We start from the raw sequence: 22,857 nt of genomic DNA, 5'->3' as shown, positions 1-22,857 counted from the left end.
CCTTCGCCATCGATTCACGTCAGAGAGAAAGAAAGGCATCACCGTGACCACCACCTGGCTCGACGAGGTCTTCATCGTCCGCAAGCCCGTCATCGCCATGCTGCACCTCGCCGCCCTGCCAGGCGACCCGGGATACGACAGCGCGGCGGGCATCGCCGCGGTCGTCGACCGGGCCCGCGAGGAACTGGACGCCCTGCAGAGCGGCGGCGTGGACGGGGTGATGATCTCCAACGAGTTCAGCCTGCCGTACCTCACCAAGACCGAGCCGATCACCGCGATCACGATGGCCCGCATCATCGGAGAACTTCTGGGCGACATCGCCGTCCCGTTCGGCGTCAACGTGCTGTGGGACGGCCGCGCGTCCATCGACCTCGCGGTGGCGACCGGCGCTCGCTTCGTCCGCGAGATCTTCACCGGCGTCTACGCCAGCGACTTCGGGCTGTGGGACACCAACGTCGGCGAGGTGGCGCGGCACCGCGCCCGCGTCGGCGGCGAGCGGGTCAAGCTGTTCTTCAACATCGTGCCCGAGTCCGCCACCTACCTCGCGCACCGCGATCTGGCGTCGATCACCCGCACCACGGTGTTCGCCACGCTGCCCGACGCGATCTGCGTCTCGGGGGCCACCGCGGGCTCGCCGACCGACACCGAGGCGCTGCGGGTGGTGAAGTCGGCCGCGGGGTCGGTTCCGGTCTTCGTCAACACCGGTGTCCGCGCGGAGAACGTCGGGACGCAGCTGGACATCGCCGACGGCGCCATCGTCGGTACCTACTTCAAGCAGGACGGCGTCTTCGCCAACCGTGCGCAGCGCTCACGGGTCGAGGAGCTGATGGGCGCGGCGCGCGAATTCCGTTCGCAGCTCGCCTGATTCAGGCGTTGCTCGGGGTGCGGCGCGTCAGCCGCACCCCGAGTTCGTCCGGCGGCACGTCGTGGCCGTCACCGCACCGGATCTCGACGGTCGCCTCGGCGCCGCACCCGAGGTGGGTGAGCCGTAGCCGGCTGTCGGCGACGTGCGTGCGCCCCCACTCGAACATCGCCCACACCACCGGCATGAACGCCGTGCCCGCGTCGGTCAGCACGTACTCGTCCCGGCTGCGCTGCCCGGGCTCGCGGTACGGCTGCTTGCTCAGCAGACCGGCGTCGACCAGTTCGGACAGTCGCGCCGAGGTAGCGGCCTTGGTGATGCCGACCCGGCGGGCGAAGTCGTCGAACCGCGTGGTGCCGTAGAACGCCTCGCGCATGATGAGCATGGCCGACTTGGTGCCGGCGATGGCCATCGTCTTCTCGATCGGGCAGTGCCCGACGGCCGACCACGCGTCGCGGTCGGCGAGCGGTCCCTGCAGGACTGTCATGTACGTCACTCCCTGGCTGGGTTGTTGCGACTGAACCTAGGTGTTACATCTAAGTATAGAGAGCAGTACTCAGCGACGAGTCCTCAGGAGGATCTCATGACCGCATTCTCGGATCGCGACGCCGTCATCGTCGGCGCGGTGCGCACCCCGATCGGCAAGGGCAAGGCGAACGGCGCCCTGCACGACGTGCTGCCCGCCGACCTGCTGGCGCACAGCCTGCGCGAGGTGGTCGAGCGCACGGGAGTCGACCCCGGCCTCGTCGACGACGTCATCGCCGGCGCCGTCACCCAGGTCGGCGACCAGTCCGTCAACATCGCCCGCAACGCCCTGCTGGGCGCCGGTTTCCCGGAGTCCGTACCCGGCACCACCGTCGACCGGCAGTGCGGCAGCAGCCAGCAGGCGATCAGCTTCGCCGCCCAGGGCGTCCTCGCCGGCGCCTACGACGTCGTGATCGCGGCCGGTGTCGAGTCCATGTCGCGGGTGCCGATGGGCACCAGCGTGCTGCCCGGCAGCGACCCCTTCGGCGCCGGCATGGCGGCGCGCTACCCCGACGGGCTCGTTCCCCAGGGCATCAGCGCCGAACTGATCGCCGCGAAGTGGAACCTGTCGCGCACCGAACTCGACGAGTTCTCCGCCGCCAGCCACGAGAAGGCGGCCCGCGCCACCAAGGACGGGTCGTTCGACGCCGAGCTGGCGCCGATCGCCGGGCTGTCCACCGACGAGATCATCCGTCCCGGTACCACCGTCGAGACACTCGCCGGCCTGCGCCCGGCCTTCTTCAACGAGGCCGTCGCGCAACGCTTTCCGCAGATCGGCTGGCACATCACCCCCGGCAACTCGTCGCCGCTGTCCGACGGCAGCGCCGCGGTGATGATCACCAGCGGTGCGACGGCCCGCACGCTCGGCCTGACGCCGCTGGCCCGCATCCACACCACCACGGTGGTTGGCTCCGACCCGCTCTACATGCTGACCGGCGTCATCCCCGCCACCGAGAAGGTGCTGGCCCGCTCGGGCCTCGCGTTGTCCGACATCGACCTGTTCGAGGTCAACGAGGCCTTCGCCCCCGTCGTCCTGGCCTGGGCCAAGGACACGGGAGCCGATCTCGCGAAGACCAACGTCAACGGCGGCGCCATCGCGATCGGTCATCCGCTCGGCGCCTCCGGCGCACGCATCATGACGACGATGGTCAACGCGCTGCACCAGCGTGGCGGCCGCTACGCGCTGCAGACGATGTGCGAGGGCGGCGGCATGGCCAACGCCACGATCATCGAGCGGATCGGCTGACCCCACCTCGGATGACGCGTCGATGACGCCGCGCCGGGCCCCGTTTGTCGTCGGACGGACGGGTTACCCGGCGCGGCATGACGACACTGCACCGGGCGACGATCGCCCTCGCGGCCGCCGCGGCCACCGCCTCCCTGTTCACCGCCTGCTCCTCGGAGTCCGACACCGCGCCCAGCGAGTCGAGCACCCCGACGACCAGCGCCGAGGTGAGCACCGGACCGGCGACGTCGTCGACCCTGGCGCCCACCAGCACCTCGTCCTCGGCCGGCATCACCGAGAAGGAACGGGCGGGCACCGCACCGTCGCCGACCGGCGGCCCGAGCCAGACGGTCAGCGGCGGACCGTCGGCGGCGCCACCGCCCGTGCAGGGATCATCGACGCCGCCCACCGGCGACAACCTCCCCGGCGAGAACGGCGGACCCGCGGGCCGGCCCGGCACGCCCGGCGACGACAACTGATCAGACGCGCGACAACTCGAACAGGGGGATCGCGCGGTCGGTCTTGGCCTGATACTCCGCGAAGACCGGCGCCACCTCGACCACCTTCGGGTAGGTGGCGTCGCGTTCGTCGGCCGGCAGCTCACGCACCGTGACCTCGTACTCCTCGGTGCCCACCTCGACGCGGGCCGTCGGATGCGCGCGCAGGTTGTGCACCCACGCCGGATCCTTCGGCGCGCCGGCGTAGGACCCCACGATCAGTAGCTTGCCGTCGACCTCCAGGTACGCCAGCGGCGAGAGCCGGGGCTGACCGGACTTCGCCCCCGTGGTGTGCAGCAGCAGGAGCTTGCCGCCGGCGAACGGGCCGCCCACCACGCCGCCGTTGGCCCGGAACTCCTCGACGACGCCGCGGTTGAAGTCGTCCAGCGCGGCGGTGTCGGCGACGAGCCTGTCCTTATCGATGTCACTCATGTCACAGCACAAGCTCCCGGGCGCTGCCGCTATTCCCCGCGGACGGATGTCCTGATGGCTCGCGCGCGCTCCAGTCCGACTCACCTCTTCGTTGGGCACCTGGCCGGGTCGCCGGGGTGTGCCGAAGGCGCTCGACGACGCTTTTGGCTGTCCGCGGTTCGAGGCAGCACTCGAGCGCCGTCTGTCATACCCGCCACCTAACATCGAATGTATGTTCGATTTAATGACGGCGCTACCTGCCGATGCTGACGAGGCCGCCCTGGCCGAACGAATAACCGCCTTGGAGAGGTTGAAGTCAGCCGCGGCCGCCGAACAGGCGCGCATGACGGCGCAATGGGACCAGCATCGCCGCCGCGCCGAGGCGGCCGCCGGGGTCCCCGCCGCCAAGCGGGGTCGCGGACTCGCCGCCGAGGTGGCGCTGGCGCGGCACGACTCCCCCAGTCGTGGCGGCCGGCACCTCGGATTCGCACGGGCGCTCGTCCACGAGATGCCGCACACGCTGGCCGCTCTCGAGGCTGGCGCCCTCTCGGAGTGGCGGGCGACGCTGATCGTGCGCGAATCGGCATGCCTCGACGTCGAGGACCGCCGCACCCTGGACGCCGAGCTGTGCGGCGACCCCGCGACCCTCGCCGGCAAGGGCGACGGTCGCATCGCCGCCGACGCCAAGGCCATCGCGTACCGCTTGGACCCACGCGCGGTGGTCGACCGCGCCCGCCGCGCCGAGACCGAGCGCACGGTGTCGATCCGGCCGGCACCCGACTGCATGACCTACGTGACCGCACTACTGCCCATGGCGGCGGGCGTGTCGGTGTACGCGGCGCTCCGTCGGACCGCCGACACCACCGCCGACGGCCGCAGTCGCGGGCAGATCATGGCCGACACGCTCGTCGAACGCATCACCGGTCGGCCGGCCGAAGCCGCAACACCGATCGCCGTCGAACTCGTCGTCACCGACGAGACGTTGTTCGGCGGCGCCACCGAACCGGCCCGGGCCACCGGCTACGGACCCATCCCCGCCGCCGTGGCCCGCCACCTCGTCGCCGGCGCGGTCGCCGGCGGCGCGCCCGCCACGCTGCGGCGGCTGTACCAGCACCCCGCCTCGGGCGCCCTGGTCGCCATGGAGTCGCGCGCACGGCTCTTCCCCAGGGCACTGTCGAAGTTCATCCGGCTCCGCGACGACACCTGCCGCACGCCGTACTGCGATGCGCCGATCCGGCACGTCGACCACGCCACGCCGCACGCGCGCGGCGGACCGACCAATGCCGTCAACGGCAGCGGCGTGTGCGAAGCGTGCAACTACGCCAAAGAGGCGCCGGGCTGGCGAGTCCGGACGAGCGCAACCGAACGTGGGCACGCGAGCGAGATCGAGACGCCGACCGGGGCGACCTACGCGTCCGCTGCGCCACCATTGCCGGGACGGACCGACGACGAGCCCGCCGTGCGCGGACGGGCAGCCTAGCCGTTCTTCGCCGGAGCGCCCTCGACCTTCTTGGGCGCGACGTCGATGCCCGACTCCTTGCGCTGCTGCGCGGTGATCGGCGCGGGCGCATCGGTCAGGGGGTCCACACCACCGCCGGACTTCGGGAAGGCGATGACCTCGCGGATCGAGTCCACGCCGGCCAGCAGTGCGACGATGCGGTCCCACCCGAAGGCGATGCCGCCGTGCGGCGGTGCCCCGAAGGTGAAGGCGTCCAACAGGAAGCCGAACTTGTCCTGCGCCTCGTCGTGGTCGATGCCCATCATCGCGAACACGCGTTCCTGGACGTCGCGGCGATGGATGCGGATCGAGCCGCCGCCGATCTCGTTGCCGTTGCAGACGATGTCGTACGCGTTGGCCAGCGCCGTGCCGGGGTCGGTGTCGAAGGTCGCCTCCGAATCCGGCTGTGGCGAGGTGAAGGCGTGGTGCACCGCCGTCCACGCTCCGGAGCCGACGGCGACGTCGCCGGATGCGGTCGCCTCATCGGCCGGTTCGAACAGCGGCCAGTCGACCACCCAGGTGAATGCCCACGCATCGGGGTCGATCAGGTCGAGGCGCTTGGCGATCTCGATGCGGGTGGCACCGAGCAGCGCCCGGGCCGCCTTGGCCGCACCGGCGGCGAAGAAGATGCAGTCCCCGGGCGCGGCGCCCACGTGCGCGACGAGGCCGTCGCGTTCGGTGTCGCTAAGGTTCTTGGCCACCGGGCCGCCGAGCGTGCCGTCCTCGGCGACGAGCACGTAGGCCAGTCCCTTGTGCCCCCGCTGCTTGGCGAACTCCTGCCACCCGTCGAGCGTCCGGCGCGGCTGCGACGCCCCGCCCGGCATCACCACGGCACCGACGTAGGGCGCCTGGAAGACGCGGAAGGTGGTGTCGGCGAAGTACTCCGTGCACTCGACCAGTTCGACGCCGAAGCGCAGGTCGGGCTTGTCGGACCCGAAGCGCCGCATGGCCTCGGCGTAGCCGATGCGCGGCAGCGGCAGCGGCAGTTTGTAGCCGATGAGCGCCCACAGCGCCTGCAGCACCTGCTCGGAGACGGCGATGACGTCGTCGGCGTCGACGAAGCTCATCTCCATGTCGAGCTGGGTGAACTCGGGTTGCCGGTCGGCGCGGAAGTCCTCGTCGCGGTAGCAGCGGGCGATCTGGTAGTAGCGCTCCATGCCCGCCACCATCAGCAGCTGCTTGAACAACTGCGGGCTCTGCGGCAGCGCGTAGAACGAGCCGGGCTGCAGCCGGGCGGGCACCAGGAAGTCGCGGGCGCCCTCGGGAGTGGAACGCGTCAGCGTGGGCGTCTCGATCTCGACGAAGTCGTGCTCGGCCAGCACGCCGCGGGCGGCCGCGTTGACCTTCGACCGCAGCCGCAGCGCGGCGCCGGGCCCCTCGCGCCGCAGGTCGAGGTAGCGATACCGCAGCCGCGCTTCCTCACCGGCGGTCTCGTCGAGCTGGAACGGCAGCGGCGCGCTCTCACCGAGCACCGTCAGCGTCGTCGCGTTGACCTCGATGTCGCCCGTCGCGATCTCCGCGTTCGCGTTGCCCTCCGGCCGCGCCTCGACGACGCCGGTGACGGCGACGCAGAACTCCGCCCGCAGCCGGTGGGCCTGCTCCAGCACGCCGGCATCGCGGAACACCACCTGCGACACGCCCGACGCGTCCCGCAGGTCGATGAAGATGACGCCGCCGTGGTCGCGCCGACGCGCCACCCATCCGGCCAGCGTGACCGTCTGGCCGGCGTCGGTGGACCGCAATGATCCGGCGGCATGACTGCGCAACACGAAAGCTCCTCGCACGAGGTCGGGGGATGAATCGACTGCTGAGTCTAGAGGGGCGGCCACTGCTCCCGTCCCGAGGAAGCACGTACACCGACCACGGGTAGACACTGACGCCTAAAGTGTCTACCCATGGCACCGCGGACCTACCCCTGCGAACGCGTCGACGTCTCGTTCACCGCGACGGCACCTTTTCGCTTCGTCAGCACGGTCGACCTTCCGATCACCCCGGAACGACTCTTCGAGGTGCTCGGCGACGCCGACTCGTGGCCGCGCTGGGCCACGGTGATCACGCGCGTCGAGTGGACGAGCCCGCTGCCACGCGGCATCGGCACCACCCGGACGGTGACGATGCGCGGCGGCATCGTCGGCGACGAGGAGTTCCTAGCTTGGGAACCGTTCTCGCACATGGCCTTCCGCTTCAACCGGTGATGGCGATGAGACCGGCCGGCACCGAGCGGTACTGAGGCTCCGGCCTCCGGTCAGTAAAGCCCGTCCCACGCCTGGCGGCGCACCCGGTCGGGATCGGCGACGGTGTCGTCGCGCGTCGAGCGGATCACGCGGGTACGGCGCTCGGCGGCGTCGTACACCGGCCACTCTCCTCCCTCGGGGATGCCGAGCCGGCCGTTGGCGAAGTCGAGCCACGTGCGCTGCATGCGCCGGCCCACCGCCGGCTGCACCCGCCGCCCCAGCGGATGGATCTTCCGGCCGAGGTAGGAGGAGTAGCTGTGCTGCACGTGCACGATCTCGCTGCCGTGCGTCGCGCCGAGACCGAGCGCCCGCAGCGTCCACGTGGTGTGGTCGAACCGGTAGACGTAGGTCTGGGCGTGTGCACTGTAGGCGTCGGCGAAGGCCCACGTGGGCGCGCCGAACATGGTGTCCGCGCCGATGGCCACCAGCGCGCTGCGCCGCGGATAGGCGGGGTACGCCGCCAGCACGCGCGGCTTCGCGTCTGGGGCGCGGCGGGCGAAGTAGGAGTCGACGCCGGACGACGTGGTGGGCAGCATCGGCGGCTTGCCCCAGGCGAACATCGAGGCTTCGTGGCTGTTCGTGCCGACGATGAGCGGCACCTTCAGCACCGCGCCGGCCCGCGCCGCCTCGATCGGGTGCCGGGGCAACAGGTCGACACCGTGGGTCAGCCCATAGGCCAGCGTCGGGCTGACGGCGGCGCTCTCGGCTTGCAACGTCCCTGCGGCGCGCCGCAATTGGCGCTGCGGGAGAGACTTGACGTCGTCGACCCCCACCCCGAGCAGGTCCAGGAGCTGGTGGGCACGCCGGGCGCGGGTCTCACGGTCGGCGATCAGCGGCAGGGCGGGGCTCTGCGCGATGGCGCGGGTGAACAACCCCCGCGCCGCCGGGCTGGCCAGCAACGCGAGCACCGACGTCGCCCCGGCCGACTCGCCGAAGACGGTGACGCGGTCCGGGTCGCCGCCGAAGGCCGCGATGTCTTCGCGTACCCACTCCAACGCCGCCAGCTGGTCACGCAGGCACAGGTTGTCGTCGAAGCCGTCGCCGAGGTCGCCCAGGTCCAGGCCACCGAACACACCCAACCGGTAGGTGACGTTCACGACGACGACGTCACCGTTCGCCGCGAGCCGGGAACCGTTGTAGAGCTGCAGCTGTCCTGCGCCGTACACGAAGGCGCCGCCGGGAATCCACACCATGACCGGCAGCGAGCCGTGCGGATCCGGCGACCACACCGTCACCGTGAGACACGCTTCGTCGCGGACTTTCGGGTCGTCGCGCCCGCCGCCCACGAACGACCTTCCCTGCGGCGGAAGCGGTCCGTGGTCGACGGCGTCGCGCACCCCGCTCCACGGCGTCAGGGGCGCCGGCGCCAGAAAGCGTCGGGGCCCCACCGGCTGCTCGGCGTACGGCACGCCGCGCCACACGTGCACACCGGCTTCGCCCGTGCCACGCAACGCGCCCGCAGCGGTGTGCGCGATGGTCGACGACTCCGCGGTTTCGCGCTGCGTTGCCACGGGAAAATCCTAGTGTGCGAAGCTGACGACGGCTGGCGCGCAGTCATCCCGGCAGGTGCGGACGGACGGAGCATGCAGTGACGTTCAACGAGGGCATGCAGATCGACACGAGCACCACGTCGAGCAGTGGACGCGGGGGCGGCGGTGGGCGCGGCATCGCCATCGGCGGCGGCGTCGGCGGACTGGTCGTCATGGTGATCGCGCTGGTCCTCGGCATCGACCCCGGCAGCGTGACCCCGCAGCAGAACCCCGGACAGTACGGCGCACCCGGCGTCGACGCCGGCGGCTTCGACGTCAGCCAGTGCCGCACGGGCCGGGACGCCAACACCATCGACCAGTGCAAGGTCATCGCCACCGGCAACTCCGTGGACGCGGTGTGGGCGCAGCTGATGCCGGACTACACCCGGCCGAGCATCCGACTCTTCCAAGGTGGTGTCGACACCGGGTGCGGTCCGGCGACCACCGAGGTGGGACCGTTCTACTGCCCCGCCGACCAGACCGCGTACTTCGACACCAGCTTCTTCCAGGAACTGACCGACCGGTTCGGCGCGAGCGGCGGCCCTCTGGCGAAGGAGTACGTGGTCGCCCACGAGTTCGGCCACCACGTGCAGGACCTCAAGGGCGACCTCGGCCGCGCGCAGCAGGACCCGACGGGCCCCGAGGGTGGCGGCGTGCGCACCGAGCTGCAGGCCGACTGCTACGCCGGAATCTGGGCGCACTATGCGTCGACCACGCGGCAGGAGAGCACCGGCCAACCGTTCCTGCAGCCGTTGAGCGATCGGGACATCAGCGATGCGCTGTCGGCCGCCGCCTCCGTCGGCGACGACCGCATCCAGGAGGCCGCCACCGGTCGGGTGTCCCCCGAGTCGTGGACCCACGGGTCGGCAGCGGGTCGGCAGCACTGGTTCACCGTCGGCTATCAGACGGGCGATCCTCAGGCCTGCGACACCTTCAGCGCCCGAGACCTGCACCAGTAGCTCGCGTTCACCCTCCCGGTGCCGGGAGTTCGGCGCGCACGCTCACGCCCGGGCCCTCGAAGCTCAGGTGATCACGGAGGGGTTCGGCCTCGGGCGGCGGATCGGCGTAACTCCATCCCACGTCGGTCGCCACCGCGTCACCGGCGGCCGCCGACCAGTACGTGGCGTGGCCCTTGTAGTTGCAGTAACTGGTCGTGTCGGTGCGCCGCAGCAGGTCGGTGCGGACGTAGCGGGGATGCACGTACAGCCGTGGCGCCAGGGCGGTTTCGAACACGATGACGGTGTCGTCGGTGTCGACCAGGACGACGTCGCCGACGAGCACCTCGAGGCGGCGGCGCGTCGGCCGGCAGTCGATCCGGTGGTAGGGGTTGGGCGGATAGTGCACCAGCCGCCTGCCCTCCTCCACCCAGGCGTCGACGGCGTCCCAGGGCACGCCGACGTGACCGGGCGCCTCGGCGACCGGCGCGCTCGGCAGGTCCCCGACGACGTCCGCCGGGAACGCGTAGCTCAGCGGCGCGCCCTGCCGGTGCACCAGCAGCGCGCGTTCGGTGTCGAGCACCACGGTGGTGCCGAGCAGCGCCTGCACGCGGCGGGCATGGGGTTCGACGTACACCAGCGGCCCGTCGACCGCCTCGCCGCGGAGCGAAAGCGTTCCTGCGCGAGACGAACTCAGCGGGCCGCTGCCCGCCACCAGGCTCACGAGCCCTACAGCCGGGCGGCGGCGTCGATCGACGTGTCGGTGGTGCGCAACGGGCGGATCATGCCGTCCTGGGTGAACGACGCGACCAGCTCGCCGGACTCGGTGTGCACCGTGCCCCGCACGTAGGACATGCCGGCGCCCACCTGCGTGCTCTCGTGGGTGTAGAGCAGCCAGTCCGACCACGCGAACGGTTCGTGGAAGCTGACGCCGCTGGTCATCGGGGCCGTCGACACCGTGAGATGCGCTTGGCTGGTCCCGATTCCGGCATGGGCGCGCATCGTGGTCGAGATCCCGAGATGCCCGGTGAAGTAGGCGATGAGCGCCTTGGCGAGATCGTCGCGCGTCGGGACGGGATCGTAGTGCAGCCACGCGTGCAGCTCGGGCGGCCCGACCTCGTCGGGTGAGTTCACGTCGACGACGTCGACGAGCCGGATCTGCCGGCCCGTCATCGGCATGTCGGCGGGGTGCGCATCCGCCGGCCCGGCCACCCGCGGGATGGGCAGGTGGTGCCGGATGACGTCGCCGGACGGTACGTCGGCGAAGACCGTGACGGTGATGCAACGCTTGCCGTTCTGCGTCGCCGAGACGACGGCGGTCGCCGTGGTCCGGCCCTCGGAGACGACGTCGACGGTCAGTTCCACGGGCGGTCCGACGACGACCGCCCGGGCGAACACCGCCGACGCCGACCGCACCGACTTGCCCTCGAATCGCCGGGCGGCGGCCACGATCGCCTGGGCGAGCACCTGCGTCCCCTCGACGACCTGCCGTTCGTCGGCACCCACGACGCCCGTCTGGCCGACGAAGCGGTCGGGGCCGTCGGGCGCGACGTCGGGCGCGACGTCGAAGAGATCGAGCAGGGTCGCGAGGGTCCACGGCGTCTCGGTGGTCTCGGGCGCGGGGTGGGTGGTCATGAGCATCCTCTCAGGCGTTGCCGGGCGGCTCGGACGTGACGTCGGCAAGCACACCACAGACTCTGCGAAAACGGTAACGTCGTTCTCGTGGCGAGGTCGACCGGGCGGGCTCCGTCCGCACCCGACGGCGGCGTGGACGCCGAGGAGTCGCGGGCCACCCGGTTCATGCGCTCGGCGCTGGCCATCCTGGGCGAGACGGGGCGGGCCGACTTCACGGTGCTCGAGGTCGTGGAGCGCTCCAAGACCAGCTTGCGCTCGTTCTACCAACACTTCGCCAGCAAGGACGCACTGCTGCTGGCGCTGATCGAGAAGATCATGGCGGAGTCCACCCTGCGCTGGCGGGCGGAGACCGACGACCTGTCACCGGCCGAGGCGCTGCGGGTGCTCATCGCCAGGATCAGCGCGCCGGCGTCGACGACCACCCAGGACAGCATCAACCGTGGGCTGACGTTCTCCAACGACCACCTGGCCGAGACCGTGCCGGGCGAGTACGCGCGCGTGCTGTCGCCGGTGAAGGTGCTGATCGCCGACATCATCGAACGCGGCATCGCCGACGGCGCATTCGACGCCGACCTGGACGTCGATCCCACCGCCACGCTCATCATGCAGTCGACGATGGGCGCCATGCGGCTGCGCCTGCTCGGCGCCGAACTGAACGGCGAGCCACTCGACGGCGGCCACATCTACGACTTCTGCATCCGCGCCCTCGCCGCCCGCCCGTCCTGACGGCGCCGTCGCCGCTGTCGCCCCCACCCCGTCGGTGGTAACGTCATTACCGCTTTCGTACAACGCGATTTCCAGGAGGCGGCATGCGACGGACCGGACACCGCCGATGACCGGCGTCGCCAACCCGGAGCAGGTGCTCTTCGCCTCGACGGCGCAGGCGTTCCTCGACAAGGAGGGCTCGCTGACGCGGGTGCGCGAATGGCACGCCGCCGGGATCTCCTTCGAGGCCACCTGGTGGCAGCGCGCCGCCGAACTGGGGTGGGCGAGCCTGCTGGTCCCCGAAGACCTCGGCGGCGGCAGCGTATCCGGCGACGGCGTCGCCGACCTCGCCCTGATCGCCGAACAGGTCGGCCGCACCGTGGCACCCGGCCCACTGCACCCGGTGAGCACCGTGCTCGCCGGACTGGTCGACGCCGATGACGCCGCCCGCCACGCGGCGGTGATCGAACGCCTCGTCGGCGGAGACCTCGTCGCCTCCTGGGCCGTGTACGAACCCGGCCGGCCGTGGGCACCGGGTCAGGCGGCCGTCACCGCCACGGCCACCGACGGCGGCTACCGCATCGACGGCGTCAAGGATCGCGTCGAAGCGGGCGCCGAGAGCGGCGCGTTCCTGGTCACCGCCACCCTCGACGGCCACGTGCGCCAGTTCCTGGTACCCGCCGACGCGCCGGGTGTCGCGGTGAGCCCGCAGCAGTCGCTCGACCTGGTGAAGCGGTTTGCGAAGGTGACCTTCGACGGCGTCGAGGTCGACGGCCACGCGATGGTCGGCACCGCTGAGCAAACCCCGGCCCTGCTGGCCCGGCAGGCGCAGATCGCGCAGCTGCTGCAGTGCGCCGAGGTCGTCGGCATCCTCGACACCGTGCTGGCCTTCACCAACCAGTGGGCGATGGACCGGCACTCCTTCGGCCGTCCGCTCGCGTCCTACCAGGCGCTCAAGCACCGCTACGCGGACATGAAGATCTGGCTGGAGGCCTGCCGCGCCACCACCGCGGCCGCCGTGGCCGCCGTCAGCGCGCGCGCCGCCGACGCAGAACTCCTGGTCAGCGTCGCCAAGTCCTACGTCGGCGAGCACGCCGCGCCCATGCTGCAGCACTGCGTGCAGCTGCACGGCGGCATCGGCGTCACCTGGGAACACGACCTGCACCTGTTCCTGCGCCGCGCGACGCTCAACCGCGCCATGTACGGCACCCCGGAGGAACACGACCTGCGCGTGTATGCGCTCACCGAGACCGTGGAGGCCGCGTCGTGACCGACACCACCAGCGCACCATCGACCACCGAGACGGTGGCCGAGTTCGCCGAGCGGGCGCGACAGTGGCTCGCCGACTCCATGCCGCGCATCGACCCGGCACATCCGCCGGAGGCCGACCGCGGCGAGGAGGCCCCCTGGCTGCGGGCGCGCAAACTGCAGAAGACCCTGTACTCCGGCGGCTTCGCCGGCATCTGCTTCCCGCGCGAGTACGGCGGTCTCGGCCTGCCCATCGCCTATCAGCGGGCGTTCGACGAGGCGTCGCGGGACTACGAGATGCCGATCATCCTCAACACCCCGACGTTCACGATCTGTGCGGCGACGATCCTCGACACGGGCAGCGAGGACCAGAAGCGCATGCACATCGCCGGCGCGATCCGGGGGGACGAGGTGCTGGTGCAGCTGCTGAGCGAACCCAGCGGCGGATCCGACCTCGCCGGTGTCATCACGCGCGCCGAGCGACGCGGAGACTCCTGGGTGATCAACGGCGCGAAGACCTGGAGTACGAGCGCCTTCGCCGCCGACTACGGACTGCTACTGGCCCGCACCGACTGGGACGTGCCCAAGCACCAGGGCCTCACTATGTTCCTCGTCTCCCTCGACGCGCCCGGCATCACGATGCGCCGAATCAAGCAGGTCGACGGCGGCGAGGAGTTCTGCGAGGAGTTCTTCGACGACCTCGTCCTCGACGGCGACGCGGTGGTGGGCGAGGTGAACGGGGGCTGGGAGGTCGCCTCCCGCCAGCTTTACCACGAACGCCGCGCGGTGGGCGGCGGCTCCGAGTTCTCCAGCGGCATCGGCGCCGAGGGCGCGTCGGACAAGCAGGTCGACTACGTCGGTCTGCTGGCCGCGACGGGCCTGTCCGACGATCCGCGCGCCCGCGCCAAGGCCGGCCGTGCGCTGGTCCGCCGCATGGTGCAGGACCAGCTCGTCGACCACGTGTACCACGGCGTGCTCGATGGCAGGCTGCCGCCGGCGGCCGGGTCGATCATCCGCATCACGCACGCGGAGACCGTGCAGTTCGAGATCGACACCGCCCTCGAGATCGCGGGTGCCGCAGCGGTCGTCGACGATGGCAGCGGGTTGTTCGAGTACGGCGCCCGGTACCCGTCGCGCCAGGCGGCGTCGCTCGGCGGTGGCACCACCGAGATCGCCCGCAACATCATCGGCGAACGGATCCTCGGGTTCCCGCGCGAACCGGCCGCCGATCGCGGCGTGCCGTTCAATAAGGTGAAGCGCAACAAGAACTAGCGCACCGACTCGCGGGGCACCGAGGTCCGTGCCCGTGCCCGGCGGCGCAACCGGGACTCGGCCCAGCTGATGACGTCGTAGTAGTGCGTCGGCGCGATGCGGCCGAGCGCGTCGAAGACGTAGGCGTCGGGGCCGACGAGGATGCGCGCCTTGCCGCGTTCGACGCCGCGCACGATGATCGCCGCGGCCGTGGCCGGCTCGGTCATCGTGATGGCCGCGAACTCGGCGGCCATCTCGTCGTGGCTGCGGCCGCGTCCCTCCGGGTCGCGCCGGAAGCGGGCGTTGCGGACGATGTTGGTGTTGATCCCGCCCGGATGGACGGCGACCGCACGCACCCCGGTGCCGCGCAGTTCCTGACGCAGCGAGTCGGTGAACCCGCGGACGGCGAACTTGGCGGCGCAGTAGGCACTCTGGTTCGGCATGCCCACCAGCCCGAAGACGCTCGAGGTGTTGACGATGGCGCCGGAGTCCTGCGCGACGAGGAGCGGCAGGAAGGCCCGGGTGCCGTTGACGACGCCGTGGAAGTTGATGTCCCACAGCCAGTCGTCGTCCTCGGCGACCGCGTCGAGGACGGGCGAGGACACCGCCACGCCCGCGTTGTTGAACACCGCGCCGAGCGGCGTCGGCGTCCAGTCGGCGACCTCGGCGGCGAACGCGCGTTGCGCGGCCGCGTCCCGGACGTCGAGTACGCGGGTGAGCACCGGACCGTCCAGCGTGGCGGCCGTCTCCTCGAGCGCGTGGGCGTCCACGTCGGCGAGTGCGACCGAACTGCCGTCGCCCGAGAGCCGTTGCGCCAGCGCGCGTCCGATGCCCGAGCCGGCGCCGGTGATCACGGCGGTGCGCCCCCGCAGGACGGTGGTCATGGATTCTCCTTCGTCATCGCGACGTCGCCGCAGCGACGCCGCCGTGGGTGGTGGCGCGACCGATCGTGTCGCTCGGAATCGATCTGCGGCGCACCGTGATCCGACCACCGCGGCCGGGGGCGGTGGCGACGCCGCGGGAGTGCGAGCGTTCGCCGGGTGCCGCGGTGGGGACGACGGTGAAGGCGCGCAGCAGTTCGCGCAGCGTCACCGTCATCTCCATGTTCGCGAACGCGGCGCCAATGCAGCGCCGCACGCCTCCGCCGAACGGGATCCAGGTGTAGGTGTCCGGGGCGTGCCCGACGAAGCGGTCGGGATCGAACGCCGCGGCGTCGGGGAAGGCGCGTTCGGCGGCGTGGGCGAGCGAAATGCTCACCATGACCACCTGCCGTTCGGGCAGCACCCACTCCCCCAGCCGGATTCGCTGCTTGGTCACCCGGGCGAAGCCGTTGATCACCGGCCGGACGCGCTGCACCTCGAAGACGGTGGCCTGCAACAGATCCGATCGGCCGTCGTCGACCTCTGCGGTGAGTCGCCGCAGCAGTTCCGGATGGCGGCGCAACCTCTCCACCGCCCAGGCCAGCGTGGTGGCGGTGGTCTCGTGCCCGGCCGCCAGCAGCGTGAGCAGCTCGTCGGCGACGTGCTCGTCGGTGATCGCCGACCCGTCCTCGTAGCGGGCCTGCAGCATCAGGGCGAGCACGTCGCCGCGCTCGGCCAGCGCGGGATCCGACCGCGCCTCGGCGATCAGCCGCGCGACGACGGCGTCGTAACGCCGGCGCATCCGCTCGACGCGCCCCCACGGGCTCCACGGACCGAAGTCGGTGCGGAACACCGGCGGGAGGACCGCCAACCGGGAGGCTCGAATCACCATCGGCGGCAACAGCTCCCGTAGCTCGGCGAGGGCGTCGCCCTCAGCACCGAACACCGCCCGCAGGATGGCGTTGAGGGTGATGCGCATCATCGACGGCAGCGTCGCGAACTCGGTGCCCTCGGGCCAGGCGTCGATCTCGCGGTGCACTTCCTAGACGATGATGTCCTCGTACCCGTGCATCCGCCTGCCGTGGAACGGCGGCACCAGCAGCTTGCGCCGCGCACGGTGCTCGGCGCCGTCGAGGCTGAACGTCGAGCCGGGGCCGAAGACCTCGCCCAGCGTTCCCGCGCGGCCGACGAGGTCGGTGTGCGCAGTGAAGACCTCCTTGACGAGCGCCGGGTCGCTGACGACGACGGTCCGCCCGAACACCGGCAGGTCGAGGGTGAACTCCGAGCCGTGGCGGCGGCCGACGGCGCGGATCGCCGCGCCCCGGGCCGCCACGAAGGCCGCACCTTGGACCAGCGCGGGGATTCTCGGCGCGGGCGGCAGCCGCACCGGGTCGTTCGTCGCCTCCACGTCGCCTCCACTCGTCGGTACTCAACGGTACCGACGACGGTACGCGGTGGTACCGCGATGCACAAGATTCGGACGTCAGAACAGGGTCGGCTGCAGGTCGGCCGCCACCGCGGGCGCCCGCGTCGTCCGGAACGGGCGGTGGTCGCCGGTGAGCCCGTGCTTGCGGATCAGCGGAAGGGCTCTGTCGCGCAACGCGTCCCGGTAGTTCTGCGGGAGGTAGGCGCTGCCGCGATACAGCTCGCGGTAGCGGGCGACGAGGTCGGGGCGCGTGGCGGCCAGCCAGCTGGTGAACCACCCGCGGGTGGTGCCCCGCAGGTGCAGCCCGAACACCGTCACACTGGTGGCGCCCGCGGCGGCGATCGATCCGAGCAGCGCGTCGAGGTGCTCGGCGGAGTCGGTGAGGTGCGGCAGCACCGGCGCCACCATGACGTGACAGTCCAGCCCCGCCTCGCGCACCGCGCGGATCAACCCGAGCCGGGCGCGCGGCGTGGGCGTCCCCGGCTCGACCAGCTGGTGCAGTTCGGGATCGCCGATCGCCAGGGACACCGCCACGCTGACGTCGACGTGCTTCCCGGCCGCGGCGACCAGCGGCAGGTCGCGCTGCAGCAGCGTGCCCTTGGTGAGGATGGAGAACGGGGTGCCGCTCGAAGCGAGGGCGTCGACGATGCCCGGCATCAGCGCATACCGCCCCTCGGCGCGCTGGTAGGGGTCGGTGTTGGTGCCGAGCGCCACGGTCTGCCGCGTCCAGGACCGCCGACGCACCTCGCGCCGCAGCACGTCGACGACATTGGTCTTGACCACCACCTGGGTGTCGAAGTCACGACCGGGATCGAAGTCGAGGTACTCGTGCGTCGGCCGTGCGAAGCAGTACCGGCACGCGTGACTGCATCCGCGGTAGCCGTTGACGGTGTACTGGAACGGCAGGTTCACCGCGTCGGGCACCTTGTTGAGCGCCGACTTGCACAGGATCTCGTGGAACGTCAGACCCGCGAACTCCGGCGTCCGCACCGAGCGGACGAACCCGATCCGCTGCAGGCCCGGCAGCGCACCGTCGTCGACGCGTACGCCCTGACCGTCCCATCGCATGCCTCATTCGAACGCACGTTCGACCACGGTGTCAAGCCCGGCGGGAATCCCCTCCCGCCGCCGTCACCACTTGGTGAGCTGGCAGCGCGGGTTGTACGGCGCGTCCTGCTGCACGGCCACCTGGCCGTCGATCGCGATGTCACAGTGCGGGTTCGGGGCCGCCTGCATCCCGCGCGTCGTGCTGCTCACCGACAGGATGGCCCACTGGGGATCGGCGAGCGTCGTCTCGAACACCCACGGCGTCCCCGGGTCCAGGTTGAGCGTCTCGCGCTTCATGAACGCGTACGGGTCCGCGTTGTAGGCCTCCATGCTCGGCGGCTGCGAGACCAGGTAGAAGAGTTCGACCGGGTACGCGCCGGCAACGGTGACCGAGTAGCGCACCTGCTGTCCGGCCGCCGGCTCGGCATGAGCTGCGCCCGAACCGAATCCGAGACCCGCCACCGCGACCAGCGACGCGCACGCCGCCCCGACCCTGCTCATCCTCTTTCGCATGACCGTCACATCGCCGGACGGTAGCGGATCGTTACCGAGCCCACCACCGCAGCAGGTCGAGATCACCGCGGCGGCGCGGCGTCACAGTTCGAGGAGCACCGTTACCGGACCGTCGTTGACGAGTTCGACCGCCATGTCCGCTCCAAAGATCCCCGTCGCCACCTCGGCGCCGAGGTCGCGCAGCGCCGCGGCGAATGCGTCGACCAGCGGTTCGGCGACGGCGCGGGGCGCGGCGGCGTTCCAGGATGGCCGGCGCCCCTTGGCGGTGTCGCCGTAGAGGGTGAACTGGCTGACCACCAGCACCGGCGCAAAGACGTCCGCGGCGCTGCGCTCGCCGTCGAGGATGCGCAGCCGCCACAGCTTGTCGGCCATCCGCCGCGCGGTCGCGGCGTCGTCGGCGTGGGTCACGCCCACCAACGCCAGCAGCCCCTGCCCTTGGGGGCGGATCTCCCCCACCACGCCGCCGTCGACCCGCACCCGGGCCGCACTGACCCGCTGCACCAGCACCCGCACGGCCCCGGCCTCAGGCCAGCCGCGACAGCACCGCGTCGACGACGGCGTCGAGCGCCACGTCGACCTGCTCGCCGGTCGAGAGGTCCTTGACGCCCACGGTTCCCGCATCGACGTCGCGGTCACCGGCGACCAGCGCCAGCGTCGCACCGGATCGGTCGGCGGCCCGCATCGCGCCCTTCATGCCGCGGTCGCCGTAGGCGAGGTCGACGCGCACCCCCGCGGCCCGCAGCGCAGCGGCGAGCGGCACCAGCACGCGCTTGGCCGCGTCGCCCAGCGGGACGCCGTAGACGTCCACCGCGGCGCGGGGTCCGACCGTCCTGCCCTCGGCGCGCAACGCGAGCAGGGTGCGGTCGACGCCGAGCCCGAAGCCGATGCCGGACAGGTCGCGACCACCGAGCTGGCGCATGAGCCCGTCGTAGCGGCCGCCACCGCCGATGCCCGATTGCGCGCCGAGCCCGTCGTGCACGAACTCGAACGTCGTCTTGGTGTAGTAGTCCAGCCCCCGGACCATGCGCGGATTCACCACGTAGGGCACCCGCAGCGCATCCAGATACCCCAGCACCGCGTCGAAGTGCTCCCGCGCGGACTCCGAGAGGTGGTCGAGCATCAGCGGGGCATCGGCCGTCATCTCGCGCACGTGCGGTCGCTTGTCGTCGAGCACCCGCAACGGGTTGATCTCCGCGCGGCGCCGGGTGTCCTCGTCGAGGTCGAGGCCGAAGAGGAACTCCTGCAGCAGTTCCCGGTACTGAGGCCGGCAGGTGTCGTCGCCGAGCGACGTGATCTCCAGTCGGAACCCGTCAAGGCCCAGCGAGCGAAACCCGCTGTCCGCCACGGCGATCACCTCGGCGTCGAGCGCCGGATCGTCGACGCCGACCGCCTCCACGCCGACCTGCTGCAGCTGCCGGTAGCGGCCCGCCTGGGGCCGCTCGTAGCGGAAGAACGGGCCGGAGTAGCACAGCTTCGCGGGCAGCGCGCCGCGGTCGATGCCGTGCTCGATGACCGCGCGCATCACCCCGGCGGTGCCCTCCGGGCGCAACGTCACCGAGCGGTCGCCGCGGTCGGCGAAGGTGTACATCTCCTTGGAGACGACGTCGGTCGATTCGCCGACGCCGCGCGCGAACAGCGCGGTGTCCTCGAAGATCGGCAGCTCGACGTAGCCGTACCCGGCGCGCCGCGCCGACTCGAGCAGGCCGTCGCGCACCGCGACGAACTGGGCCGAATCCGGCGGCAGATAGTCCGGGACGCCCTTGGGCGCCTGAAATTCGCTCACGAAAGACCTTCGAGGAATGGGTTGGATCGGCGTTCGGCGCCGATGGTCGTCTTCGGGCCGTGCCCCGGTAGTACCACGCAGGAGTCGTCGAGCACCAACAGCTTCTCCACGATCGACGTCAGCAGCGCCCGCCCGCTGCCGCCGAGCAGATCGGTGCGGCCGATCGACTGCTTGAACAGCGTATCCCCGGTGAAGGCGACCTCGGTGGGGCCGTCCGCCAGCCGGAACACGACCGAGCCGCCGGTGTGCCCCGGCGTGTGGTCGACGTCGATGGTCAACTCGCCCAGAGCCAGTTGCTCGCCGTCGCGGCCGAACTCGACCACCTGGCGCGGCTCGCGGAACATCACGCCGACGGCGAACTGCGCCATCCGCGGCCCGATGCCCTTGATCGGGTCGGTGAGCATGGCGCGGTCCTCGGGATGGATGAACGTCGGGCAGCCGTAGGTGTCGGACACCTTCTGCGCCGACCACATGTGGTCGATGTGGCCGTGGGTGAGCAGTACCGCCGCCGGCGTCAGTCGGTTCTGGTCGAGGATGGCGCGCAGGCGCGGCATCGCCTTCTGACCGGGGTCGACGATGATCGCGTCGGCACCCTGCCGCGGCGCGACGACGTAGCAGTTGCACTGCAACCAGCCCGCCGGAAACCCCGTGATCAACACGCCCATCAGTTTTCCATCACCGGACCGAGCGGGTCGCGGGGCCCGTGTTCAGCTGCGTTTGGCACACTCGGTGCCGACCACGAGCGTGTCGTCGCGTCCGACGACCCCGAGGAAACGAGGAGTGCGGCGGTGCCCACCAACGAACAGCGACGTGCGACGGCCAAGCGCAAGCTGGAACGCCAGCTCGAGCGGCGGGCAGCCCAGGCCAAGCGGCGGCGGACCGCCACCATCGTCGGCTCCGTGGTCGGCGCCGTCGTCGTGATCGCCGCCATCGTCACCACCGTGGTGCTGGTGAACCAGGACTCCGGGAGCACGACGGCGTCCGCGGCCACCACCACCAGCAGCCCGGCGTCTCCCTCCGCGGCGCCCGGCCAAGCGGCCCTACCGGCCTTCGCCGCGCCCGCCGACCTGGGCGCCAACTGCCAGTACCCGGCCGCGAAGGCCGCGAGCAAGCCGAACAAGCCGCCGCGCACCGGCAAGGTCCCCACCGACCCCGCCGAGGTCAGCGCCAGCATGGAGACCACGCAGGGCAACATCGGCCTGCAGCTGGACAACGCCAAGGCCCCGTGCACGGTGAACAGCTTCGCCAGCCTGGCCCAGCAGAACTACTTCAACGACACGCCGTGCCACCGGCTCACCACCGGCGGCCTCGCGGTCCTGCAGTGCGGCGACCCGACCGGTCAGGGCACCGGCGGGCCGGGCTACGAGTTCGCCAACGAATACCCCACCAACCAGTACCGCCCGGACGACCCGGCACTGCAGCAGCCCGTCACCTACCCGCGCGGCACGCTCGCCATGGCCAACGCCGGTCCGGGTACCAACGGCAGCCAGTTCTTCCTCGTCTACCAGGACTCCCAGCTGCCCCCGGGCTACACCGTGTTCGGCAAGATCGACCAGACCGGTCTCGCGACGCTCGACAAGATCGCCGCCGGCGGCGTCGAGGGCGGTGGCGGCGACGGAAAGCCCGCCACGCCGGTGCAGATCAAGTCCATCGCGCTGGACTGACGCCGCACGGCGTCAGCGCGACATGTCCGTCCCTCCCCCGCCGCATCCGCCCTACTACGGCTACGGCTACGGCTACGGCCAGCCGCCGCCGCGGACCAACGGCATGGCGATTGCCGCACTGGTCGGCGCGTTCATCGTGCCGCCGCTGGGCATCGTCTTCGGGCACGTCTCGCTGGCGCAGATCAGGCGCACCCGCGAGGAGGGGCGGCCGCTGGCGCTGGCCGGCCTCGTCGTCGGCTATGCCCTGACGGTCCTGGGCATACTGGCGGTCGTCGTCGCGGTGGTCCTGGCCGTGGTGGCGGTGCGGGCGATCGACGAATCCGGCGGCGTCGATCCACGCTCCCCGCTGGGCACGGCAGGGGCGCTGCCCACCGAGACGCTGCCGGACTTCGCCCCACCGGCCTCGCTCGGCGGCAACTGCCAGTACCCCGCCACCACCGAGCCGGGCAGCACGCCGGCCCGCACGCCGCGCGCGGGCCGCGTGCCCACCGCACCCGCCACCGTGCAGGCCACGATGGCGACCGACGACGGCGCCATCGGTCTCGACCTGGACAATCAGAAGGCGCCCTGCACCGTCAACAGCTTCGTCAGCCTCGCCCAGCAGGGCTACTTCGACGGCACCCGCTGCCACCGCCTCACCACGTCGCGCGCCCTCGGGGTGCTGCAGTGCGGTGACCCGACGGCCACCGGCCGCGGCGGGCCGGGCTACCGCTTCCCGAACGAGTACCCGACCAACCAGTACCGGATGAGCGATCCCGCGCTGCAGCGGCCGATCCGCTACCCGCGTGGCACGCTCGCGATGGCCAATGCCGGGCCGGGCACGAACGGCAGCCAGTTCTTCCTCGTCTACCGCGATTCCGCGCTGCCGCCGACGTACACGGCCTTCGGGCGCATCGACGAGACGGGCCTCGCCGTGGTCGACGACGTGGCCGCCGAGGGCGTGGCGGACGGCGGCGACGACGGCACGCCGCGGCGCGCGCTGGTGATCGACTCGATCCGGCTGGAGTGA

The 22,857-nt window shown here is 71.4% G+C and carries 24 protein-coding genes and 1 pseudogene; 11 read left to right on the top strand and 14 right to left on the bottom strand.

The window, feature by feature from the left end:
• The first annotated feature begins 43 nt into the window (after positions 1-43).
• A complete protein-coding gene (locus FZ046_RS17930) occupies positions 44-865 on the top strand; it encodes a BtpA/SgcQ family protein (RefSeq protein WP_083298312.1) in 822 nt (273 codons plus the stop codon).
• A gap of 1 nt (position 866) precedes the next feature.
• Here the strand turns inward: FZ046_RS17930 and FZ046_RS17925 are convergent, their stop codons facing one another.
• Positions 867-1,349: a winged helix-turn-helix transcriptional regulator gene (locus FZ046_RS17925; protein WP_070353988.1), complete on the bottom strand. Its 483-nt coding sequence runs from the start codon at positions 1,347-1,349 to the stop codon at positions 867-869.
• A 96-nt stretch (positions 1,350-1,445) separates the two neighbouring features.
• Here FZ046_RS17925 and FZ046_RS17920 point away from each other — a divergent pair, with 96 nt between their 5' ends.
• The gene (locus tag FZ046_RS17920; RefSeq protein WP_070353989.1) at positions 1,446-2,633 is read left to right on the top strand and encodes a thiolase family protein; all 1,188 of its coding nucleotides are present in this window, start codon (positions 1,446-1,448) and stop codon (positions 2,631-2,633) included.
• Positions 2,634-2,710: 77 nt separating this feature from the next.
• Entirely contained in the window at positions 2,711-3,091 is a 381-nt protein-coding gene (locus FZ046_RS17915; RefSeq protein WP_070353990.1) for a hypothetical protein, read from the top strand.
• Here FZ046_RS17915 and FZ046_RS17910 read toward each other — a convergent pair whose 3' ends face one another.
• A complete protein-coding gene (locus tag FZ046_RS17910) occupies positions 3,092-3,541 on the bottom strand; it encodes a nitroreductase family deazaflavin-dependent oxidoreductase (protein WP_070353991.1) in 450 nt (149 codons plus the stop codon). It lies immediately after the preceding gene.
• 211 nt (positions 3,542-3,752) lie between these two features.
• On the opposite strand from FZ046_RS17910, the gene FZ046_RS17905 reads away from it, so the two are divergent.
• Positions 3,753-5,000, top strand: a complete 1,248-nt coding sequence (locus FZ046_RS17905; protein ID WP_070353992.1) for an HNH endonuclease — start codon at positions 3,753-3,755, stop codon at positions 4,998-5,000.
• Here the strand turns inward: FZ046_RS17905 and aspS are convergent.
• Positions 4,997-6,787: an aspartate--tRNA ligase gene (gene aspS, locus FZ046_RS17900; RefSeq protein ID WP_070353993.1), complete on the bottom strand. Its 1,791-nt coding sequence runs from the start codon at positions 6,785-6,787 to the stop codon at positions 4,997-4,999. The genes FZ046_RS17905 and aspS overlap by 4 nt on opposite strands.
• Before the next feature lie 126 nt (positions 6,788-6,913).
• On the opposite strand from aspS, the pseudogene FZ046_RS17895 reads away from it, so the two are divergent.
• Positions 6,914-7,207: pseudogene (locus FZ046_RS17895) on the top strand (SRPBCC family protein); the annotation flags it as partial.
• 56 nt (positions 7,208-7,263) lie between these two features.
• On the opposite strand, the gene FZ046_RS17890 reads toward FZ046_RS17895, so the two are convergent.
• Positions 7,264-8,763, bottom strand: coding sequence for a carboxylesterase/lipase family protein (locus FZ046_RS17890; protein WP_070353994.1), 1,500 nt, complete (start codon positions 8,761-8,763; stop codon positions 7,264-7,266).
• 77 nt (positions 8,764-8,840) lie between these two features.
• Between FZ046_RS17890 and ypfJ the strand changes: the two genes are divergently transcribed.
• Positions 8,841-9,740: a KPN_02809 family neutral zinc metallopeptidase gene (ypfJ, locus tag FZ046_RS17885; RefSeq protein ID WP_070353995.1), complete on the top strand. Its 900-nt coding sequence runs from the start codon at positions 8,841-8,843 to the stop codon at positions 9,738-9,740.
• A 7-nt stretch (positions 9,741-9,747) separates the two neighbouring features.
• On the opposite strand, the gene FZ046_RS17880 is transcribed toward ypfJ, so the two are convergent.
• The gene (locus tag FZ046_RS17880) at positions 9,748-10,440 is read right to left on the bottom strand and encodes a DUF427 domain-containing protein (protein ID WP_070353996.1); all 693 of its coding nucleotides are present in this window, start codon (positions 10,438-10,440) and stop codon (positions 9,748-9,750) included.
• A 5-nt stretch (positions 10,441-10,445) separates the two neighbouring features.
• Entirely contained in the window at positions 10,446-11,351 is a 906-nt protein-coding gene (locus FZ046_RS17875; RefSeq protein WP_070354020.1) for an acyl-CoA thioesterase, read from the bottom strand.
• Between the two features lie 87 nt (positions 11,352-11,438).
• Here FZ046_RS17875 and FZ046_RS17870 point away from each other — a divergent pair, with 87 nt between their 5' ends.
• The 3 genes from FZ046_RS17870 (at position 11,439) to FZ046_RS17860 (ending at position 14,576) form a co-directional block, all read left to right on the top strand.
• Positions 11,439-12,077: a TetR/AcrR family transcriptional regulator gene (locus tag FZ046_RS17870; protein ID WP_070353997.1), complete on the top strand. Its 639-nt coding sequence runs from the start codon at positions 11,439-11,441 to the stop codon at positions 12,075-12,077.
• A gap of 106 nt (positions 12,078-12,183) precedes the next feature.
• Complete coding sequence (locus FZ046_RS17865; RefSeq protein ID WP_070353998.1) at positions 12,184-13,326, top strand: acyl-CoA dehydrogenase family protein; 1,143 nt, start codon at positions 12,184-12,186, stop codon at positions 13,324-13,326.
• Positions 13,323-14,576: an acyl-CoA dehydrogenase family protein gene (locus FZ046_RS17860; RefSeq protein WP_070353999.1), complete on the top strand. Its 1,254-nt coding sequence runs from the start codon at positions 13,323-13,325 to the stop codon at positions 14,574-14,576. The genes FZ046_RS17865 and FZ046_RS17860 overlap by 4 nt, the downstream gene beginning before the upstream one ends.
• Here the strand turns inward: FZ046_RS17860 and FZ046_RS17855 are convergent.
• From FZ046_RS17855 to FZ046_RS17825, 8 genes are all read right to left on the bottom strand, one after another.
• Positions 14,573-15,439, bottom strand: coding sequence for an SDR family NAD(P)-dependent oxidoreductase (locus FZ046_RS17855; protein WP_070354000.1), 867 nt, complete (start codon positions 15,437-15,439; stop codon positions 14,573-14,575). The genes FZ046_RS17860 and FZ046_RS17855 overlap by 4 nt on opposite strands.
• A 13-nt stretch (positions 15,440-15,452) precedes the next feature.
• Positions 15,453-16,454, bottom strand: a complete 1,002-nt coding sequence (locus FZ046_RS17850) for a cytochrome P450 (protein ID WP_328514400.1) — start codon at positions 16,452-16,454, stop codon at positions 15,453-15,455.
• A gap of 3 nt (positions 16,455-16,457) precedes the next feature.
• Complete coding sequence (locus tag FZ046_RS28230; protein WP_328514401.1) at positions 16,458-16,823, bottom strand: cytochrome P450 family protein; 366 nt, start codon at positions 16,821-16,823, stop codon at positions 16,458-16,460.
• A 75-nt stretch (positions 16,824-16,898) separates the two neighbouring features.
• Entirely contained in the window at positions 16,899-17,909 is a 1,011-nt protein-coding gene (locus FZ046_RS17845) for an Rv2578c family radical SAM protein (RefSeq protein WP_070354001.1), read from the bottom strand.
• A 63-nt stretch (positions 17,910-17,972) separates the two neighbouring features.
• Complete coding sequence (locus FZ046_RS17840) at positions 17,973-18,389, bottom strand: Rv2576c family protein (RefSeq protein WP_246182809.1); 417 nt, start codon at positions 18,387-18,389, stop codon at positions 17,973-17,975.
• Between the two features lie 93 nt (positions 18,390-18,482).
• Positions 18,483-18,914 carry a D-aminoacyl-tRNA deacylase gene (gene dtd, locus FZ046_RS17835; protein WP_070354003.1) on the bottom strand — a complete coding sequence of 144 codons (432 nt, stop codon included), beginning with the start codon at positions 18,912-18,914 and terminating at the stop codon, positions 18,483-18,485.
• 10 nt (positions 18,915-18,924) lie between these two features.
• Positions 18,925-20,184, bottom strand: coding sequence for a histidine--tRNA ligase (gene hisS / locus FZ046_RS17830; RefSeq protein ID WP_070354004.1), 1,260 nt, complete (start codon positions 20,182-20,184; stop codon positions 18,925-18,927).
• On the bottom strand, positions 20,181-20,843 hold the full coding sequence (locus FZ046_RS17825) for an MBL fold metallo-hydrolase (RefSeq protein WP_070354021.1): 663 nt from the start codon (positions 20,841-20,843) through the stop codon (positions 20,181-20,183). The genes hisS and FZ046_RS17825 overlap by 4 nt, the downstream gene beginning before the upstream one ends.
• 129 nt (positions 20,844-20,972) lie before the next feature.
• On the opposite strand from FZ046_RS17825, the gene FZ046_RS17820 reads away from it, so the two are divergent.
• Both FZ046_RS17820 and FZ046_RS17815 read left to right on the top strand, forming a co-directional pair.
• Positions 20,973-21,848: a peptidylprolyl isomerase gene (locus FZ046_RS17820; RefSeq protein WP_070354005.1), complete on the top strand. Its 876-nt coding sequence runs from the start codon at positions 20,973-20,975 to the stop codon at positions 21,846-21,848.
• A gap of 22 nt (positions 21,849-21,870) precedes the next feature.
• Positions 21,871-22,857, top strand: coding sequence for a peptidylprolyl isomerase (locus tag FZ046_RS17815; RefSeq protein WP_070354006.1), 987 nt, complete (start codon positions 21,871-21,873; stop codon positions 22,855-22,857).

This window comes from Mycolicibacterium grossiae (genome assembly GCF_008329645.1).
Classification (GTDB): Bacteria; Actinomycetota; Actinomycetes; order Mycobacteriales; family Mycobacteriaceae; genus Mycobacterium; species Mycobacterium grossiae.
Note: the sequence above shows the minus strand (reverse complement) of the source record. Positions and strands in the feature narration are given on the sequence as shown.

What these genes read in the sequence shown, in the direction of transcription:
- FZ046_RS17815 (WP_070354006.1), top strand. Translation starts at nt 21,871, where the DNA reads ATGTCCGTCCCTCCCCCGCCGCATCCGCCCTACTACGGCTACGGCTAC.
- FZ046_RS17840 (WP_246182809.1), bottom strand. Translation starts at nt 18,389, where the DNA reads ATGAGCAGGGTCGGGGCGGCGTGCGCGTCGCTGGTCGCGGTGGCGGGT.
- FZ046_RS17875 (WP_070354020.1), bottom strand. Translation starts at nt 11,351, where the DNA reads ATGACCACCCACCCCGCGCCCGAGACCACCGAGACGCCGTGGACCCTC.
- FZ046_RS17915 (WP_070353990.1), top strand. Translation starts at nt 2,711, where the DNA reads ATGACGACACTGCACCGGGCGACGATCGCCCTCGCGGCCGCCGCGGCC.
- FZ046_RS17920 (WP_070353989.1), top strand. Translation starts at nt 1,446, where the DNA reads ATGACCGCATTCTCGGATCGCGACGCCGTCATCGTCGGCGCGGTGCGC.
- FZ046_RS17925 (WP_070353988.1), bottom strand. Translation starts at nt 1,349, where the DNA reads ATGACAGTCCTGCAGGGACCGCTCGCCGACCGCGACGCGTGGTCGGCC.
- FZ046_RS17910 (WP_070353991.1), bottom strand. Translation starts at nt 3,541, where the DNA reads ATGAGTGACATCGATAAGGACAGGCTCGTCGCCGACACCGCCGCGCTG.
- FZ046_RS17845 (WP_070354001.1), bottom strand. Translation starts at nt 17,909, where the DNA reads ATGCGATGGGACGGTCAGGGCGTACGCGTCGACGACGGTGCGCTGCCG.
- FZ046_RS17855 (WP_070354000.1), bottom strand. Translation starts at nt 15,439, where the DNA reads ATGACCACCGTCCTGCGGGGGCGCACCGCCGTGATCACCGGCGCCGGC.
- FZ046_RS17905 (WP_070353992.1), top strand. Translation starts at nt 3,753, where the DNA reads ATGTTCGATTTAATGACGGCGCTACCTGCCGATGCTGACGAGGCCGCC.
- FZ046_RS17865 (WP_070353998.1), top strand. Translation starts at nt 12,184, where the DNA reads ATGACCGGCGTCGCCAACCCGGAGCAGGTGCTCTTCGCCTCGACGGCG.